The sequence below is a fragment of the Nesterenkonia xinjiangensis genome, from assembly GCF_013410745.1.
Lineage (GTDB): Bacteria > Actinomycetota > Actinomycetes > Actinomycetales > Micrococcaceae > Nesterenkonia > Nesterenkonia xinjiangensis.
The window spans coordinates 923,940-938,013 of the sequence record NZ_JACCFY010000001.1; the positions used below are offsets into that span (position 1 = coordinate 923,940).

16 protein-coding genes are annotated in these 14,074 nt (G+C 69.9%); 6 read left to right on the top strand and 10 right to left on the bottom strand.

The features are described 5' to 3' along the window. The first annotated feature begins 28 nt into the window (after positions 1–28). The 6 genes from HNR09_RS04290 to asd all read left to right on the top strand — a co-directional run bounded on the left by HNR09_RS04290 (position 29) and on the right by asd (position 4,606). The gene (locus HNR09_RS04290; RefSeq protein WP_179540926.1) at positions 29–1,105 is read left to right on the top strand and encodes an NUDIX hydrolase; all 1,077 of its coding nucleotides are present in this window, start codon (positions 29–31) and stop codon (positions 1,103–1,105) included. 32 nt (positions 1,106–1,137) lie between these two features. Beyond that, positions 1,138–1,473: a GNAT family N-acetyltransferase gene (locus HNR09_RS04295; protein WP_179540927.1), complete on the top strand. Its 336-nt coding sequence runs from the start codon at positions 1,138–1,140 to the stop codon at positions 1,471–1,473. 39 nt (positions 1,474–1,512) lie between these two features. Beyond that, complete coding sequence (locus HNR09_RS04300) at positions 1,513–2,322, top strand: thymidylate synthase (protein ID WP_179540928.1); 810 nt, start codon at positions 1,513–1,515, stop codon at positions 2,320–2,322. Further along, positions 2,319–2,927 carry a dihydrofolate reductase gene (locus HNR09_RS04305; protein ID WP_179540929.1) on the top strand — a complete coding sequence of 203 codons (609 nt, stop codon included), beginning with the start codon at positions 2,319–2,321 and terminating at the stop codon, positions 2,925–2,927. Before HNR09_RS04300 ends, HNR09_RS04305 begins: the two co-directional genes overlap by 4 nt. Positions 2,928–2,987: 60 nt before the next feature. Then, positions 2,988–3,314, top strand: coding sequence for a hypothetical protein (locus tag HNR09_RS04310; RefSeq protein ID WP_179540930.1), 327 nt, complete (start codon positions 2,988–2,990; stop codon positions 3,312–3,314). Positions 3,315–3,400: 86 nt separating this feature from the next. Next, a complete protein-coding gene (gene asd / locus HNR09_RS04315; protein WP_179540931.1) occupies positions 3,401–4,606 on the top strand; it encodes an aspartate-semialdehyde dehydrogenase in 1,206 nt (401 codons plus the stop codon). 34 nt (positions 4,607–4,640) lie between these two features. Here asd and HNR09_RS04320 read toward each other — a convergent pair whose 3' ends face one another. The 10 genes from HNR09_RS04320 to glgA all read right to left on the bottom strand — a co-directional run bounded on the left by HNR09_RS04320 (position 4,641) and on the right by glgA (position 14,046). Continuing rightward, positions 4,641–5,756, bottom strand: a complete 1,116-nt coding sequence (locus tag HNR09_RS04320; protein WP_179540932.1) for a UDP-N-acetylmuramate dehydrogenase — start codon at positions 5,754–5,756, stop codon at positions 4,641–4,643. After that, on the bottom strand, positions 5,756–6,556 hold the full coding sequence (locus HNR09_RS04325; RefSeq protein ID WP_179540933.1) for an amino acid ABC transporter ATP-binding protein: 801 nt from the start codon (positions 6,554–6,556) through the stop codon (positions 5,756–5,758). Before HNR09_RS04325 ends, HNR09_RS04320 begins: the two co-directional genes overlap by 1 nt. A gap of 15 nt (positions 6,557–6,571) precedes the next feature. After that, positions 6,572–7,360: an amino acid ABC transporter permease gene (locus HNR09_RS04330; protein ID WP_179540934.1), complete on the bottom strand. Its 789-nt coding sequence runs from the start codon at positions 7,358–7,360 to the stop codon at positions 6,572–6,574. 5 nt (positions 7,361–7,365) lie between these two features. Continuing rightward, entirely contained in the window at positions 7,366–8,373 is a 1,008-nt protein-coding gene (locus HNR09_RS04335; protein ID WP_218881880.1) for an ABC transporter substrate-binding protein, read from the bottom strand. 124 nt (positions 8,374–8,497) lie between these two features. Next, positions 8,498–8,944: a MaoC family dehydratase gene (locus HNR09_RS04340; protein WP_179540935.1), complete on the bottom strand. Its 447-nt coding sequence runs from the start codon at positions 8,942–8,944 to the stop codon at positions 8,498–8,500. Further along, positions 8,941–9,402, bottom strand: coding sequence for an FAS1-like dehydratase domain-containing protein (locus HNR09_RS04345; RefSeq protein ID WP_179540936.1), 462 nt, complete (start codon positions 9,400–9,402; stop codon positions 8,941–8,943). Before HNR09_RS04345 ends, HNR09_RS04340 begins: the two co-directional genes overlap by 4 nt. Before the next feature lie 2 nt (positions 9,403–9,404). Then, on the bottom strand, positions 9,405–9,680 hold the full coding sequence (locus tag HNR09_RS04350; RefSeq protein ID WP_179540937.1) for a hypothetical protein: 276 nt from the start codon (positions 9,678–9,680) through the stop codon (positions 9,405–9,407). A gap of 10 nt (positions 9,681–9,690) precedes the next feature. After that, positions 9,691–10,452 (bottom strand): sirohydrochlorin chelatase, encoded by a 762-nt coding sequence (locus HNR09_RS04355; protein ID WP_179540938.1) that lies wholly within the window; start codon positions 10,450–10,452, stop codon positions 9,691–9,693. Between the two features lie 85 nt (positions 10,453–10,537). Next, the gene (glgX, locus tag HNR09_RS04360; protein WP_179540939.1) at positions 10,538–12,601 is read right to left on the bottom strand and encodes a glycogen debranching protein GlgX; all 2,064 of its coding nucleotides are present in this window, start codon (positions 12,599–12,601) and stop codon (positions 10,538–10,540) included. Next, positions 12,598–14,046, bottom strand: a complete 1,449-nt coding sequence (gene glgA, locus HNR09_RS04365) for a glycogen synthase GlgA (protein WP_179540940.1) — start codon at positions 14,044–14,046, stop codon at positions 12,598–12,600. Before glgA ends, glgX begins: the two co-directional genes overlap by 4 nt. Between the last annotated feature and the right edge of the window lie 28 nt (positions 14,047–14,074).

Sequence of the window (14,074 nt, forward strand, 5' to 3'; positions counted from 1 at the left end):
ACTGCGTGAGACAGCGAGCACCGATCCGATGAACCCCCGGCCGAGCGCCCCCGCCGAGAGCACCGGCACCAGCAGTGACAGCATCCCCGACTCCGCCGTGCCTCCCGCAGGGGACACCCTGCGCCGAGTCCCCCGCCGCCGCACCGAGGTCTGCGCCGACGACGGCACCGACGCCCAGATCATCGCCGCCGGCGCGCTGTGCTGGCGGCTGCACCGCGGGGAGCTGGAGGTGCTGCTCATCCACCGGCCGCGCTATGACGACTGGTCCTTCCCCAAGGGCAAGCTCGACCCCGGCGAGACGATCCCCGAGTGCGCGGTGCGGGAGGTCTCCGAGGAGATCGGCCTGCAGGTGCGGCTGGGCGTCCCCCTGCCGGTCACTCGCTACGACGTGCGGAAGAACGGCCGACCCAAGGCCAAGGAGGTCTGGTACTGGGCGGCCCGCATCATCAAAGGCACTCCGACGCCGGACGGCCAGGAGACGGACGAGGTCCGCTGGGCGCCGGTCGCCGTCGCCCACGAGATGCTGACCAACGAGACGGACCGCGAGCCCCTCGAGGAGCTGGAGCGTCTCCACTCACGCATGCGGCTGCACACCAGCCCCTTCGTGGTGCTGCGCCACGCGAAGGCCAAGCCGCGCGCCAGCTGGTCCCGCGCCGAGGGAGAGCGCCCGCTGGCCGCCACCGGCAAGCGGCAGGCCCGGGCCGTGGAACGGCTGCTCACCGCCTGGCGGCCCCGGCTCATCGAGACCAGCCCGTGGAGACGCTGCGTGGAGACCGTAGCTCCCTATGTCCGGCGGCACCGGCACAAACTCAAGCACCGCAAGTCCCTCACCGAGAAGCGCGCCCAGGAGGACCCCCGCAAGCCGGTGCACCGCACCCGCAAATGCCTGGAGGTCCTGCAGCCCACGGTGCTCTGCACCCACCGTCCGGTGCTGCCCCTGGTGCTCGACGAGCTCCGCGACTGGATCCACGATCCGGCCCTCCTGCAGGCGATGCCCGACGCCGACCCCTACCTGAGTCCCGGGGCGGTGCTGGTCGCCCAGCAGGCGGTGGACCGCGGCGGCGAGATCGTCTCGGTGGAGATCTACGAACCCTTCGAGGACTGACAGCGCTCCTTCAGTGACGGTAGTCTCACCTCATGAGCGTCCAGAAGAACGTCCACCCCGCAGCGGTGCTGCGTCGCGATGAAGACCGTGGCCGGGCCGAGCTCTGGGACACGATCGACGGTGCCGAGACCTTCATCGGGTTCATCGGCTACACGGAGGAGAACATCGCGGGCCAGCAGGTCAAGCGACTGCAGCACACAATCATCAGCCCGCAGCACGGCCGGCGCGGCTACGCCCGCTGCCTGGTCACCCTGCTGCTGGACGAGCTCATCGAGGAGGGCTGGTCGTTCATCTCCGAATGCTCCTACATCGACCAGTACCTGCACCGCTACCCGGAGTATCGGAAGCACCAGGCGCCGGTCAGCTGAACGCCCCAGGCCCTTGCCTCCGGCCGCTATGCTGGGGGCGTGAGCGACGCGATCCCCACCCCCTACGAGGACCTGCTGGCCGACGTGCTGGAACACGGCACGCCCAAGTCCGACCGCACCGGCACCGGCACGCGCAGCGTCTTCGGCCGGCAGATCCGCTTCGACCTGCGGGACTCCTTCCCGCTGATCACCACCAAGCGGGTCCACTTCAAGTCCGTGGCTCTGGAGCTGCTCTGGTTCCTGCGCGGAGACTCCAACGTGCACTGGCTGCAGGAGCGGGGTGTGCGGATCTGGAACGAGTGGGCCGACGAGGACGGTGAGCTGGGCCCGGTCTACGGCGTCCAGTGGCGCAGCTGGCCCACCCCCGACGGCGGCTCGATCGACCAGATCGCCCAGCTGGTGGAGTCCTTGCGCAGCGACCCCGACTCGCGGCGTCATCTGGTCACCGCGTGGAACCCGGCCGAGGTGGACCGCATGGCGCTGCCGCCCTGCCACGTGATGTTCCAGTTTCATGTGGCCGAGGGGCGGCTCTCCTGCCAGCTCTACCAGCGCAGTGCGGACATGTTCCTCGGTGTGCCGTTCAACATCGCCTCCTACTCGCTGCTGACGCTGATGCTCGCCCAGCAGGCCGGCCTGGAGCCCGGCGAGTTCATCTGGACCGGCGGTGACTGTCACATCTATGACAACCACCTCGACCAGGTCACCGAGCAGCTCTCCCGGCAGCCCCACCCGTCCCCGCGACTGCGCATCACCCGGAAGCCGGAGACGATCTTCGACTACGAGTACGCGGACTTCGAGGTGCTCGACTACCAGCACCACCCCGCCATCAAGGCCCCGGTGGCGGTATGAACGCACCGCACGAAGCGCTGGGCGAGCAGGAGCGCACCGGCCCCTGGGTGGGGATGATCTGGGCGCAGACCCGCGACGGCGTCATCGGCCGCGACGGCGAGATGCCGTGGCACCTGCCAGAGGACTTCGCCCACTTCCGTGCCCAGACCCGTGGCCGCCCGGTGGTCATGGGGCGTCGCACGTGGGAGTCCCTGCCGGAGAAGGCCCGCCCGCTGCCCGGCCGACGCAACATCGTCATCACCGGGAATTCCGCCCGCGCCGCCGAGATCGCCGCGGCAGGGGCGGAGACCACGACGTCGCTGGATGAGGCGCTGGCGCTGGCCGCCGGTCCCGACGCCGAGGGCCGGGTCCCAGAGAAGGTGTGGGTGCTCGGCGGCGGCCGCATCTACACGGAGACCGTGGACCGGGAACTGGCCGACACGGCGGTGATCACCGTGATCGACCTGGACGCCGACGGCGACACCTGGGCACCGCAGCTGCCGCCGTCGCGCTGGGAGCTCTGCGCCGCGGACCCGGCCGAGGGCTGGCACACCGCCGCCAACGGCCTGCGCTACCGTTTCGAGACCCTGTGCCGACGCGACGGCGAGATCTCCGCCGAGGACTGAGCCCCGACGCTGCGGGCGGGGGATCGTGACACCGGCCGCGCAGAGCCTTAACGTCGTGTCATGAGCACGATGCACGGCATCGGCGGGGCGGACGACTGGAGCGCCGACTCCCGCGAGATCCGCGCCGAGGCCAGCCGAGCCGAAGAGACAGGCGCTCCCCACCGCAAGGGGTGGAAGTTGGCCCTGGGCGTGCTCCTGCTGCTGGTCGCCCTGGGGTCGCTGGTGGGCGCCGTGGCGCAGTACATCGGGGAGTCCTCCTCCGGGTTCGGCGCCGGGGAGCCGCTGGGCCTCTACCTGATCGGCATGCTGCTCGGGGGATTCCTGTTCGTGGTGGTGCCTGCCGTCGTCGCCGCCTGGCTCCTCTGGGGCTGGCGTCGCGGGATCTGATCTCTTCGCCTCGTGCGGCACCCCTGACGCGCTCTGGTGACCCGGCCCATACCCCTGCGATGCCCAGGTTCGCTACCCTGGTAGGCATGGCTTCTACGACATCCCCTGCTGTCTCTGCCCTCTCCGCCCTCACCGGCGACACCCCGTCCGTCGGGATCGTCGGCTGGCGAGGCATGGTCGGCTCCGTGCTGATCCAGCGCATGCTCGACGAAGGGGACTTCCAGCACATCGCCCCGGTCTTCTTCTCGACCTCGAACCCCGGCGGGCCCGCCCCGGACCTCGACGGCGCCCAGCCTGGGGAGGACACTCTGCAGGACGCCTATGACATCGACACGCTGGCCAAGCTACCGATCATCGTCACCGCCCAGGGCGGGGACTACACCCAGGCCGTCCACCCGAAGCTGCGCGCGGCCGGCTGGGACGGCATCTGGATCGACGCCGCCTCCACCCTGCGGATGGCGGAGGACTCCATCATCACTCTGGACCCGATCAACCGGGACGTCATCGACGCCGGTCTGGCCGCCGGCGTCAAGGAGTTCGTCGGCGGCAACTGCACGGTCTCCTGCATGCTGATGGGCCTGGGCGGACTGTTCACCGCAGGCCTGGTCGAATGGGGCACCGCGATGACCTACCAGGCGGCCTCCGGCGGCGGTGCCAAGCACATGCGGGAGCTGCTGCACCAGTTCGGCGACCTTCACAGCGCCGTCGGCGACGAGCTCGCCGACCCGGCCTCCGCGATCCTGGAGATCGACCGCAAGGTGCTCGAGGCTCAGCGCAGCGGCCTGGACGCCTCGCAGTTCGGAGTGCCGCTGGCCGGCTCGCTCATCCCCTGGATCGACGCCGACCTCGGCGACGGCGTGGCCAAGGAGGAGTGGAAGGCCGGGGTGGAGACCAACAAGATCCTCGGCCGCGGCGACTCGCTGGCCCCCGGCGTGGAGCGCCGCGGGGAGAAGATCCCCTTCGACTCGCTGTGTGTGCGTGTGGGCGCCCTGCGCTCCCACTCCCAGGCGCTCACGCTGAAGCTGCGCGAGGACGTCCCGGTCTCCGAGATCGAGTCGATCATCGCGAAGGGCTCGAGCTGGGCGAAGGTGGTCCCCAACGAGAAGGAGGCCACCATGGAGCAGCTGACCCCGGTGGCCGCCACTGGCGAACTGACCATCCCGGTGGGCCGCATCCGCAAGCTTGAGATGGGCCCCGAGTACATCTCGGCCTTCACCGTGGGCGACCAGCTCCTCTGGGGCGCGGCCGAGCCGCTGCGCCGCATGCTGCTGATCGCCATCGGCAAGCTGTGAGCTGACCGGCCGGGCAGGTCGTTGAACGAGAGGCTCAGAGCTCGCAGCCGATGAGCACTGGCTCCGGGTGCAGCTCGATGCCGAAACGCTCGACCACACGGTCACGCACCGCGGCCGCCACGGTCAGCAGGTCACCCGCTGAGGCCTCTCCCCTATTCGTGACCGCCAGAGTATGCTTCGTGGAAAGCGAGGCGCGCCCGCCCACCAGATCCGCACCGAAGCCCTTCCCACAGCCGGCGCGATCGATCAGCCAGGCTGCGGAGAGCTTCACCCGGGGCGTGCCGTCGACGTCGGGCAGTGCCGGGAATCGCGGGGCTCCCTCGGGCAGGGTGGAGACCACGTCCTCGCCGACGAGCGGGTTGGTGAAGAAGGACCCGGTGGACCAGGTGTCGTGGTCCTCTGCCTCGAGCACCATGCCCTTGCCGGCACGCAGTGCCAGCACCTTGGCGCGCACGTCGGTCAGCGGGGCCCGGCGCTGGTCCTCGGCGGCGTTCACCTCGAGCCCCAGGGAGCGTGCCAGCTCCGCGTAGCGAACCGGCGAAGACGGCGTGTCCTCGCCCCGATGCTCCAGCCGGAACCGCACGGAGAGCACCACATACCGCGGGGAGCCGTGCAGCGTGGTGCGCTTGAGCACCGAATCCCGGTACCCGAAGCCCAGCTCCTCGTTGCTCAGGGTGATCACCTCACCGTGGAGTCGATCCCAGGCGCGCACGTCCACCAGTGTCTGGGACACCTCCGCGCCGTAGGCACCCACGTTCTGGACCGGGGTCGCCCCGGCGGCTCCGGGGATCCCCGAGAGCGCCTCCAGCCCCGCATAGCGGCGCTGCACGGTCCAGGCGACGACGTCGTCCCACTCATGCCCGGCGGCCACAGTGACGATCACATCGCCGCCGTGCGTCTCGTCCGGTTCGGCGCTGATCCCGTCGAAGGCCAGCTGCAGCACGGCGCCGGGGAAGCCCGCGTCGGCGACCAGCAGGTTCGAGCCGCCCCCCAGCACCAGGAGGGTGTCCCTGCCGGCCAGGCGATTCTCCTCCGAGGGAAGCGGGTGGCGGGACAGCGTCTGCAGCGCCTCGAACTCGGTGTGGGCGACGATCCATTCGCCGGCGGTGCCGCCCACCCGGGCGGTGGTGTGCTCGCTGAACCGCCGCATCAGGCCTCGAGGTCCACGCCGGTGGGGTTGAGCACGCGGCGCAGGAAGTCCTGGGTGCGCGGCTGCTGCGGGTTGCCGATGACGTCGGCGGCGGGACCCTCCTCGACCACGAGGCCCTTGTCCATAAAGACCACCCGGTCGGCGACCTCCCGGGCGAAGCCCATCTCGTGGGTCACCACGAGCATCGTCATTCCGGCTTCGGCCAGCTGCCGCATGATCGCCAGCACATCTCCGACGGTCTCGGGGTCCAGCGCGGAGGTGGGCTCGTCGAAGAGCATCAGCTGGGGCCGCATGGTCAGCGCACGGGCGATCGCCACGCGCTGCTGCTGACCGCCGGAGAGCTGGTCCGGACGCCGCTGGGCGAAGTCCTCGAGCCCGACCCGGCGGAGCTGGACCATCGCCTCGGCCTCGGCCTCGGACGTGGCCTGCTTGAGCACCCGACGGGGGGTGATGGTGCAGTTCTCCAGCACGCTGAGGTGCGGGAACAGGTTGAACTGCTGGAAGACCATGCCGATGTGCCGGCGCATGGCGTCGAGGTCGACGTCGGGGTGGGTGGTCTCGAAGGAGCCCACTGTGATGGTCCCGGCGTTGGGGTCCTCCAGACGGTTCACACACCGCAGCAGCGTGGACTTCCCCGATCCGGAGGCGCCGATCAGGCAGACCACCTCCCCGGGGCGGACCGTCATGGAGATGCCCTTGAGCACCTCGTTGTCACCGTAGGACTTGTGGAGCCCTGAGATGGACACTCCTGCGGATGCGCCGTCGGCGGATGCCGTCGCGGCCGGTTCAGGCTCGGTCATGAGGATCGGGCCTCCCTACTTCTTCTTGGGCGACCGCTGCTCCATGCGGCGAGCCAGGATGGACAGCGGCACGGTGATCAGCAGGTAGCAGACGCCGGCGGCCACCAGGGGGGTCAGACCCGCCTGGTAGATGTTGATGCCGTCGCGGCCGAACTTCGTCAGCTCAGCCGCACCAGCGGTCAGTCCGACCACGAAGATCAGCGAGGAGTCCTTGGTCAGCAGGATGGCCTCGTTGGTCAGCGGGGGCAGCACGATGCGGAACGCCTGCGGGATCTGGATGGAGACCATCGCCCGCCATGCCGGCATCCCCAGCGCCCGCGCGGCCTCGACCTGGCCCTTCGGCACGGCCTGCAGGCCGGCGCGCAGAGTCTCGGCGATGTATGCGCTGGCCACCAGCCCCAACGCCGAACCGGCGATCTGCAGGGAGTTCAGGTTCCAGCCGAAGGCGATCGAGACGCCGAACCCCAGGGCGAGGAACACCAGGATGGCGGGAATGCCACGGAAGAACTCGATGTAGGCCGTCGCCAGCCAGCGGTAGACCGGGAAGCTGGAGAGCTTCATCAGCGCCAGCAGGGTTCCACCGAGCAGGCCGAGCACGAAGCCGACCGCCGTGTACTGCAGGGTGTTGATCAGCCCGACGGTGATGATCTCGGGGAACATCGGGCGGACGCGCTCGATGTCGAAGAAGCTCCGATGGATCGCCGTCCAGTCGATGATGATGATCAGCACGATCACCAGGGCGATGAACAGCCCGGCCTGGATCCCCAGGCTCAGCCGCGCTCGTTGACGGGTCGTCAGTGCCATGAGGGTCAGTCGTCGTCCTCGTCGGCGTCCGCGTCGTCTTCAGCCGCGTCGTCCTCAGCCTCGTCGGCGTCAGCGTCGTCCTCGTCGCCGTCGCCCTCTTCGCTGTCGCCCTCTTCGGGGGTCTCGCCGCCGCCGAACCAGAGGTCCTCGATCTCGGCCATGTAGCCGCCGGACTCCATCTCGGCCAGGATCTCGTCGACGACGTCGATCAGCTCCTGGTTCTCCAGCTGCGCCGCGATGCCGAGCTGCTCGCCGGTGTCGATCTCCTCGACGAACTCGGAGCTGTCATCCTCGCCGGCCTGGTAGCCGAGGATGGAGATGTTGCCGATCGCGGCCTCGACCTGCCCGGACTCGAGGCCCTGGATGAGCAGCCCGGAGTCCGGGTAGGAACGGATCTGGTAGCCCTGCTCCTCGGCATAGTCCTCACCGGTGGTGTCAGCCTGGACTCCCACGTTGATCGAGTCGTCGATGTCCTCCAGCGAGCCGATGCCGGCGTCACCGGCGGCGAGCAGGCCGAGGTTGTCATCCAGGTAGGGATCGGAGAAGAGCATGTTCCCGGCGCGTTCCTCGGTGATGGTCATCCCGGAGATCGCCAGGTCGCAGGTCTCGGCGTTCAGCGCCACCCCGGACTGGATGCCCTCGAAGCTGGTCTGCACCACCTCGAGCTCGACATCGAGCACACTGGCGAGGCCCTCAGCGATGTCGATGTCGAAGCCGACGACCGTGCCTTCCTCGTCGTAGTACTCGAAGGGCGGGTACGGTACGTCCGAGCAGACGGTGAGGGTCCCCTCGTTGATGAGCTCGACGTCGTCGACCTCGAGGTCCAGCTCAGCGTCGACCTGGGACTCGGCCTCGACCTCGTCGTCCTCACCGTCACCGCCGCAGGCGGTCAGAGCCAGGGCGGCGATGGCGGTCACGCCCAGGCTCTTGGCGATCGGGGTGCGGCGTGAGCCGACGGGCTGGGCGAGCGCGACGCTGCGCTCGTCGAACTCGGTCTCAGTGGTGCTGGGCATGAGGTGTCCCCTGTTCGGTCGTGCGCATGGGCCGCTGGGATGCGGTCGCGGCGAATCTGTGTGGCGATTATACGGTGCCGTTCGGCTCGCGGGGTCGAACCCGGCGGCTGATCCGGCAGAAGTCTCAGAGCGTGACGCTGACCTGGGACTTCACGAGGACCTTCGTGCCGTCCAGGCTCACGGTGAGGTCGATCCGTGCCGTCGAGGCCTCGACGTCGACCACTCCGACCTTGCCGCTGACCTGCAGCGTGGCCGTCGGGGCGTCCGGAGCACCGGTGTCGGCGTCGGGCACCGGGACCGGCTTGGTGAACCGCGCCTGGTAGTCGCTCACGCGTCCGGGATCGCCTACCCATTCGGTGACCAGGTCCACGGCCAGGCCCATGGTGAGCATGCCGTGGGCGATGACGCCGTCCAGCCCGACTTCGCGGGCGAAGCGCTCGTTCCAGTGGATGGGGTTGTGGTCGCCGGAGGCGGCGGCGTAGCGGATCAGGTCCGCCCGCGAGAGCTGGATCTCGCGGCTGCCGATCTCCTGACCCTTCTCCAGGGTGCTGATCCGGGGTGCGGGGCTCATGCGCTCTCCTCCTCGTCGTCGGCACGCACCAGCAGCGAGGAGGTCACGGTGCTGCGCGCCTCGCCCTCGGCGGTGGTGATCTCGACCCTGGTGGTGACCATGGCACCGGCTCCCATGAGGCGGATGCGGTCCAGGGTGACCTGGGCGTTCAGCGTGTCCCCGGCAAGGATCGGGGAATGGTGGGTGAACCGTTCATCGGCATGGACCACGCGCGAGAAGTCGATGCCGACCTCGCTGTCGGCGACGACGGCCGCCTCGGCACGCTGGGCGACCACGACGGCGAAGGTCGGCGGGGCGACCAGGTCACGGTGTCCCAATGCGGTGGCAGCGTCGACGTCGTGGTGGGCCGGGTGCTCGGACTTGACCGCACCAGCGAACTCACGGATCGCCTCCCGGCTGACCTGGTACGGCGCGGCGGACGGGTAGACCCGTCCCTCCGCCTCGGTGTTGATGCTCACGCTCAGCGGCCTCTCTTCCTCGACGTGCCCGCACGGGCCTGGATGATCTGCTTGGCCTGCCGCTTGCGGAGCAGGATGGAGATCAGGTGGCTGATGATGCCCAGCCCGATCAGCGCCAGCCCGGCCCCACGCAGCGTCGGTTCAAGGTCCGGTCCGACGGCGACGGCCGCCAGCACCACGAGCACCACGCCGAGGAAGGTGGAGAAGATCCCCAGCAGCAGGGTTCGCCGATAGGCGGGGGTCCCGTTGCTCCACGGGTCCAGGGTGGGTGTGCTCATCGGCCCAATCCTACCGGCCGCGGTACCGGTCCAGGATGATGTCCACCAGCTCCGAGGGGGAGGCCGACGGATGCTCGATGTCCTCAGGGGCCGGGAGCAGCGGGGCGGTGGTGAAGTCCGCCTGGGCCTTCTCCAGCAGATCCTGGAAGTAACCCGGCGCCAGCAGATAGCTGACGACGACGACCCGTCCCTCCCCCGCACCGTCAGCGTGCTGCCTCGCACCCGCGACGGCCTCGGCCACCGTGGGCTTCGCCGCGGCAAGGAAGGCGACCTCCACCTCGGCGTCCAGCCGGACGGCGAGGCGCCGGCCCATCTCGTGGCAGTCCTCCACGGCGGCGGCGTCGGAGGAGCCGGCGACGCCGAGGATGATCGTGTCTCGCTCCGGATCGGCCCCGGCCTCCTCCAGGCGCCGGACCAGCAGCTCCACGAGCCGGTCATCGGGGCCCAGGGCGCCGGCGATGGTGACCTCGCGGCCGACGTCGGCGGTCTCCTTCTTCAGGTCCACGTTGACGTGGTACCCGGCGGAGAGCAGCACCGGCACGACGACGGCCGGCAGCTGCGCGGGCAGGTCCGCGAGGGTGGCCGGCACATCGGGATCCTGGACGTCCACATGCCCCAGTCTGACCTCGGCGCCCAGCCTCTGGTCGCGGGCCGCCGTAGCGACGTCGTCGACCAGTCTGCGCACCACGGCCTGCCCCGACGGGTTGGAGGTGCCGTGGGAGATGGCGGCCAGCGCGGGGAGGAGCTCCGTGCTCAGGGAGGGGTCACTCATGGCGGGTCCTTCCGGAAGATTCCTGCTGCTGACCCCAGCCTAGGACGGATGTGTGACACACCCGTGAACGCGACGTCTCGCGGCGTCACGGCCCCGGTGAGGAGAACACGACCACGGATTGGGCCCCGATCCTCTGGCCGCCGGACCTGCCGGGCTCGGCCTCGCCGCCGGAGTCGATCTCGAAGCGCCACTGCAGATCCTCGGGGAGACGCACCTCCACCGCGTCACCGAGGTTGAGCACGACCGCGACGGCACCGGGCAGAGCCTCGCCGGTCGGGTCGCCGGCGGCCCCGCGCAACACCGCGATGATCGTGCGGAGCTCCGGATCCTCCCAATGCTCCTCAGTGGCCGGCTCGCCGTCCGCGCTCAGCCAGAGGACGTCCGGGTCTCCCCCGGCGCGGGCGCCCCCGTGCAGGAAGGTCCGCTGGCGCAGGATCGGCAGCCGCCACCGGACCTCGATCAGGCCGGCGACGACGTCGAAGAGCTTCTGATCTGGCGAGGACCAGTCGATCCAGCCGATCTCGTTGTCCTGCGCGTAGGCGTTGTTGTTGCCGCCCTGGGTGTTGCCGATCTCGTCCCCGGCCAGCAGCATGGGCACACCCTGCGAGACGAGCAGGGTCGCGAGCATCGCCCGCACCCGCCGCGAGCGGGCCGCGAGCACGCCGGGGTCATCGGTCGGGCCCTCCACGCCGAGATTGTCGGAGTGGTTCTCGCTGTGCCCGTCGCGACCGTCCTCGAGATTCGCCTCGTTGTGCCGCGCGGTGTAGGAGACGACGTCGGCGAGGGTGAACCCGTCGTGGGCGGTGATGAAGTTGATCGACGCCGTGGGGGCACGTCCTGAGTGGTCGAAGGCCGCGGCTGATCCGAGCAGCCGTTCACCGAGGGCTCTCACCGCGTGCTGGTCGCCGCGCCATGCCCGGCGCACGTCGTCGCGGAAGCCGTCATTCCATTCCGACCACGGATGCGGGTATCCCCCGAGCTGATAGCCGTCGGGCCCGAGGTCCCACGGCTCGGCGATGAGCTTGACGTCGGCGAGCACCGGATCCTGCCCGGCCGCCTGGAAGAAGGCCGCCCTCGGGTCAAATCCGTCGGGGCCGCGCCCCACGGCGGTGGCCAGGTCGAAGCGGAAGCCGTCGATCCCGTAGCGCGTCGCCCAGTGGCGCAGGCTGTCCAGCACCAGACGCAGCACAGTGGGTCGTTCAGTCGCCACGGTGTTCCCGGTGCCGGTGTCGTCGATGTGCGTGCCATCGTGCAGCCGGTAGTAGCCGGAGGCGTCGAGCCCGCGCAGACTGAGCGTCGGTCCGCCGTCCCCACCCTCTCCGGTGTGGTTGCAGACGACGTCGATGAACACCTCGATGCCCGCCTCGTGCAATGCGTGCACCAGGCCGCGAATCTCGGCGTCGGCGTCGCGGATCGCGTAGCGCGGCTCCGGCGCGTGCCAGGCGATCGGCTGGTACCCCCAGTAGTTGCTCAGGCCACGCTCGACGATGTGCTCATCGTCGAGGAACGCCTGCACCGGCAGCAGCTCGACGGCGGTGACGCCGAGCGAGGTCAGGTGGTCGATGATCGCGGGGTGAGCGATCCCGGAGTAGGTGCCGCGCAGCTCCTCCGGGACCTCGGGGTGCATCGCGGTGAGCCCTTTGGCGTGCGCCTCGTAGATGACGAGATCGGCGACGTCGTGGCGTGGCCGGTTCGCGGCAGGGTCGGGCCCGGCGGGCTCTCCGAGGACGATCCCCTTCGGCACGGCGGGAGCACTGTCGGGCCTGTCGCGGGCGAGCGTGACTGAGCCGTCGTCGGGTTCCTGCACCCGGGAGTCCGACATGAGCCGGTCCCACCGCGCCGGCGCGTCGAGGGCGCGTGCATAGGGGTCGATCAGCAGCTTCTGCTCGTCGAAGCAGAGACCCTGCTCGGGCGCGAAGGGACCGTCGGCGCGGAGGCCGTAGCGTGCGCCCGCCTCGATGCCCCTGACGTGGGCGTGCCAGACGCCGCCGGCGTGGTGGGGCAGCGGGATCCGCTCTTCCTGCTCACCTTCGAAGAGGCAGAGCCAGACGCGTTCGGCATCGGGGGCCCAGACGGCGACGTTCGCGCCCTCTTCGGACAGGGTGATGCCCAGCGGCCAGGGGCGGCCGCGAGAGACACGGTCCTTCACCGCACCAGCTCCTGGAACAGCTGGGCATATTGCGCACCCGAGGCGGCCCAGTCCACCGGCGTGGTCATCGCGCGGTCGCGCACCTCTCGCCACGCCTCCTGGTCCTGGTAGAGGCTCGCGGCGCGGTCGAGCGCATCCCTGAGCCCTGTGGTGCTGATGTCGGTGAACGTGAACCCTGTGGCCGTGCCGGACGCGCGGTGCTCGTCCGTGGAGTCCACGACCGTGTCGCGCAGCCCACCTGTGGACGCGACGAGCGGCAGCGTGCCGTACCGCAGGCCGTAGAGCTGCGTCAGGCCGCACGGCTCGAACCGTGACGGCACGAGCACGAGGTCACCACCGGCGAACATCCGGTGGCTGAGCGGCTCGTCATAGCCGATGCGCACCCCGACGGCGTCGGGACGGTGCGCGGCGACCTCGCGGAGGCTCTGCTCATGGCCGGGGTCTCCGGAACCGAGCACGACGACCGCCCCGCCTCCCTCCACGAAGGCGGGCAGCGCCTCGAGCAGCATGTCGACACCCTTCTGATGGGTCAGACGTGTGACGACGACGGCGAGCGGTCCGGACGGCTCCGCGAGCCCGAACTCCTTCAGCAGCGAGGCGCGATTCTCAGCCTTGGGGCCGGGCGACGCGGCCGAGTACGGCGTCGTGTGCGGATCCCGCGCCGGGTCCCACACGGTGGCGTCGATGCCGTTGACGATTCCGTGCATCTCCCCACGATCCCGACGCTCCGCGACGACGCCCTCGAGACCGAAGCCGAACTGGGGCGTCGTGAGCTCCTCCGCATAGGTCCGGCTGACAGTCGTGAGCCGCGAGGCATGCACCATCCCGGCCTTCAGCGCGCTGACGGCGCCGTGGTATTCGATACCCCCAGGGTGGAAGTCACCTGTCGGCAGGTTCAGACGGTCCAGCTGGTCAGCGTCGAAGACGCCCTGGAACGCGATGTTGTGGATCGTCATCACACTCGGAACAGCGGATCCGGCGTACCTGAGGTACGCCGGCACGAGCCCGGCCTGCCAGTCGTGGGCGTGCACGATGTCGGGGCGCCATCGGTCGCTCGTGCCCTCGATCGCGATCTGCGCGGCGGCCCAGCTCAGCGCCGCGAAACGCAGGTGGTTATCCGGATGGTCGTGATGATCGACGGAGTAGGGACCACCGGGCCGGTCGAACAGGTGGGGCGCGTCCAACAGCAGCACCTCGAATCCGTCGGCCGTGCACGCGCGCACACATGCTGGCCCACCGAACAGGTCGTCGCTGCGCCAGATGCGGCGGGATCGGACTGCCCCCTCGAGCACGGTGGGGTAGGCCGGCATCAGCACACGCGAGCGCCAGCCGTGAGATTCCAGCGCCCCGGGGAGGGCGCCCACCACGTCGGCCAGGCCCCCGGTCTTCATCAGGGGCGCACACTCCGACGCGACGGAGAGCACTCGACCACGCAGGCGGGGCATAGGGGGTCCTTTCAGGGGCACCAGGACA

What these genes read in the sequence shown, in the direction of transcription:
- HNR09_RS04290 (WP_179540926.1), top strand. Translation starts at nt 29, where the DNA reads ATGAACCCCCGGCCGAGCGCCCCCGCCGAGAGCACCGGCACCAGCAGT.
- HNR09_RS04295 (WP_179540927.1), top strand. Translation starts at nt 1,138, where the DNA reads ATGAGCGTCCAGAAGAACGTCCACCCCGCAGCGGTGCTGCGTCGCGAT.
- HNR09_RS04305 (WP_179540929.1), top strand. Translation starts at nt 2,319, where the DNA reads ATGAACGCACCGCACGAAGCGCTGGGCGAGCAGGAGCGCACCGGCCCC.
- HNR09_RS04310 (WP_179540930.1), top strand. Translation starts at nt 2,988, where the DNA reads ATGAGCACGATGCACGGCATCGGCGGGGCGGACGACTGGAGCGCCGAC.
- asd (WP_179540931.1), top strand. Translation starts at nt 3,401, where the DNA reads ATGGCTTCTACGACATCCCCTGCTGTCTCTGCCCTCTCCGCCCTCACC.
- HNR09_RS04320 (WP_179540932.1), bottom strand. Translation starts at nt 5,756, where the DNA reads ATGCGGCGGTTCAGCGAGCACACCACCGCCCGGGTGGGCGGCACCGCC.
- HNR09_RS04325 (WP_179540933.1), bottom strand. Translation starts at nt 6,556, where the DNA reads ATGACCGAGCCTGAACCGGCCGCGACGGCATCCGCCGACGGCGCATCC.
- HNR09_RS04330 (WP_179540934.1), bottom strand. Translation starts at nt 7,360, where the DNA reads ATGGCACTGACGACCCGTCAACGAGCGCGGCTGAGCCTGGGGATCCAG.
- HNR09_RS04335 (WP_218881880.1), bottom strand. Translation starts at nt 8,373, where the DNA reads ATGCCCAGCACCACTGAGACCGAGTTCGACGAGCGCAGCGTCGCGCTC.
- HNR09_RS04340 (WP_179540935.1), bottom strand. Translation starts at nt 8,944, where the DNA reads ATGAGCCCCGCACCCCGGATCAGCACCCTGGAGAAGGGTCAGGAGATC.
- HNR09_RS04350 (WP_179540937.1), bottom strand. Translation starts at nt 9,680, where the DNA reads ATGAGCACACCCACCCTGGACCCGTGGAGCAACGGGACCCCCGCCTAT.
- HNR09_RS04355 (WP_179540938.1), bottom strand. Translation starts at nt 10,452, where the DNA reads ATGAGTGACCCCTCCCTGAGCACGGAGCTCCTCCCCGCGCTGGCCGCC.
- glgA (WP_179540940.1), bottom strand. Translation starts at nt 14,046, where the DNA reads ATGCCCCGCCTGCGTGGTCGAGTGCTCTCCGTCGCGTCGGAGTGTGCG.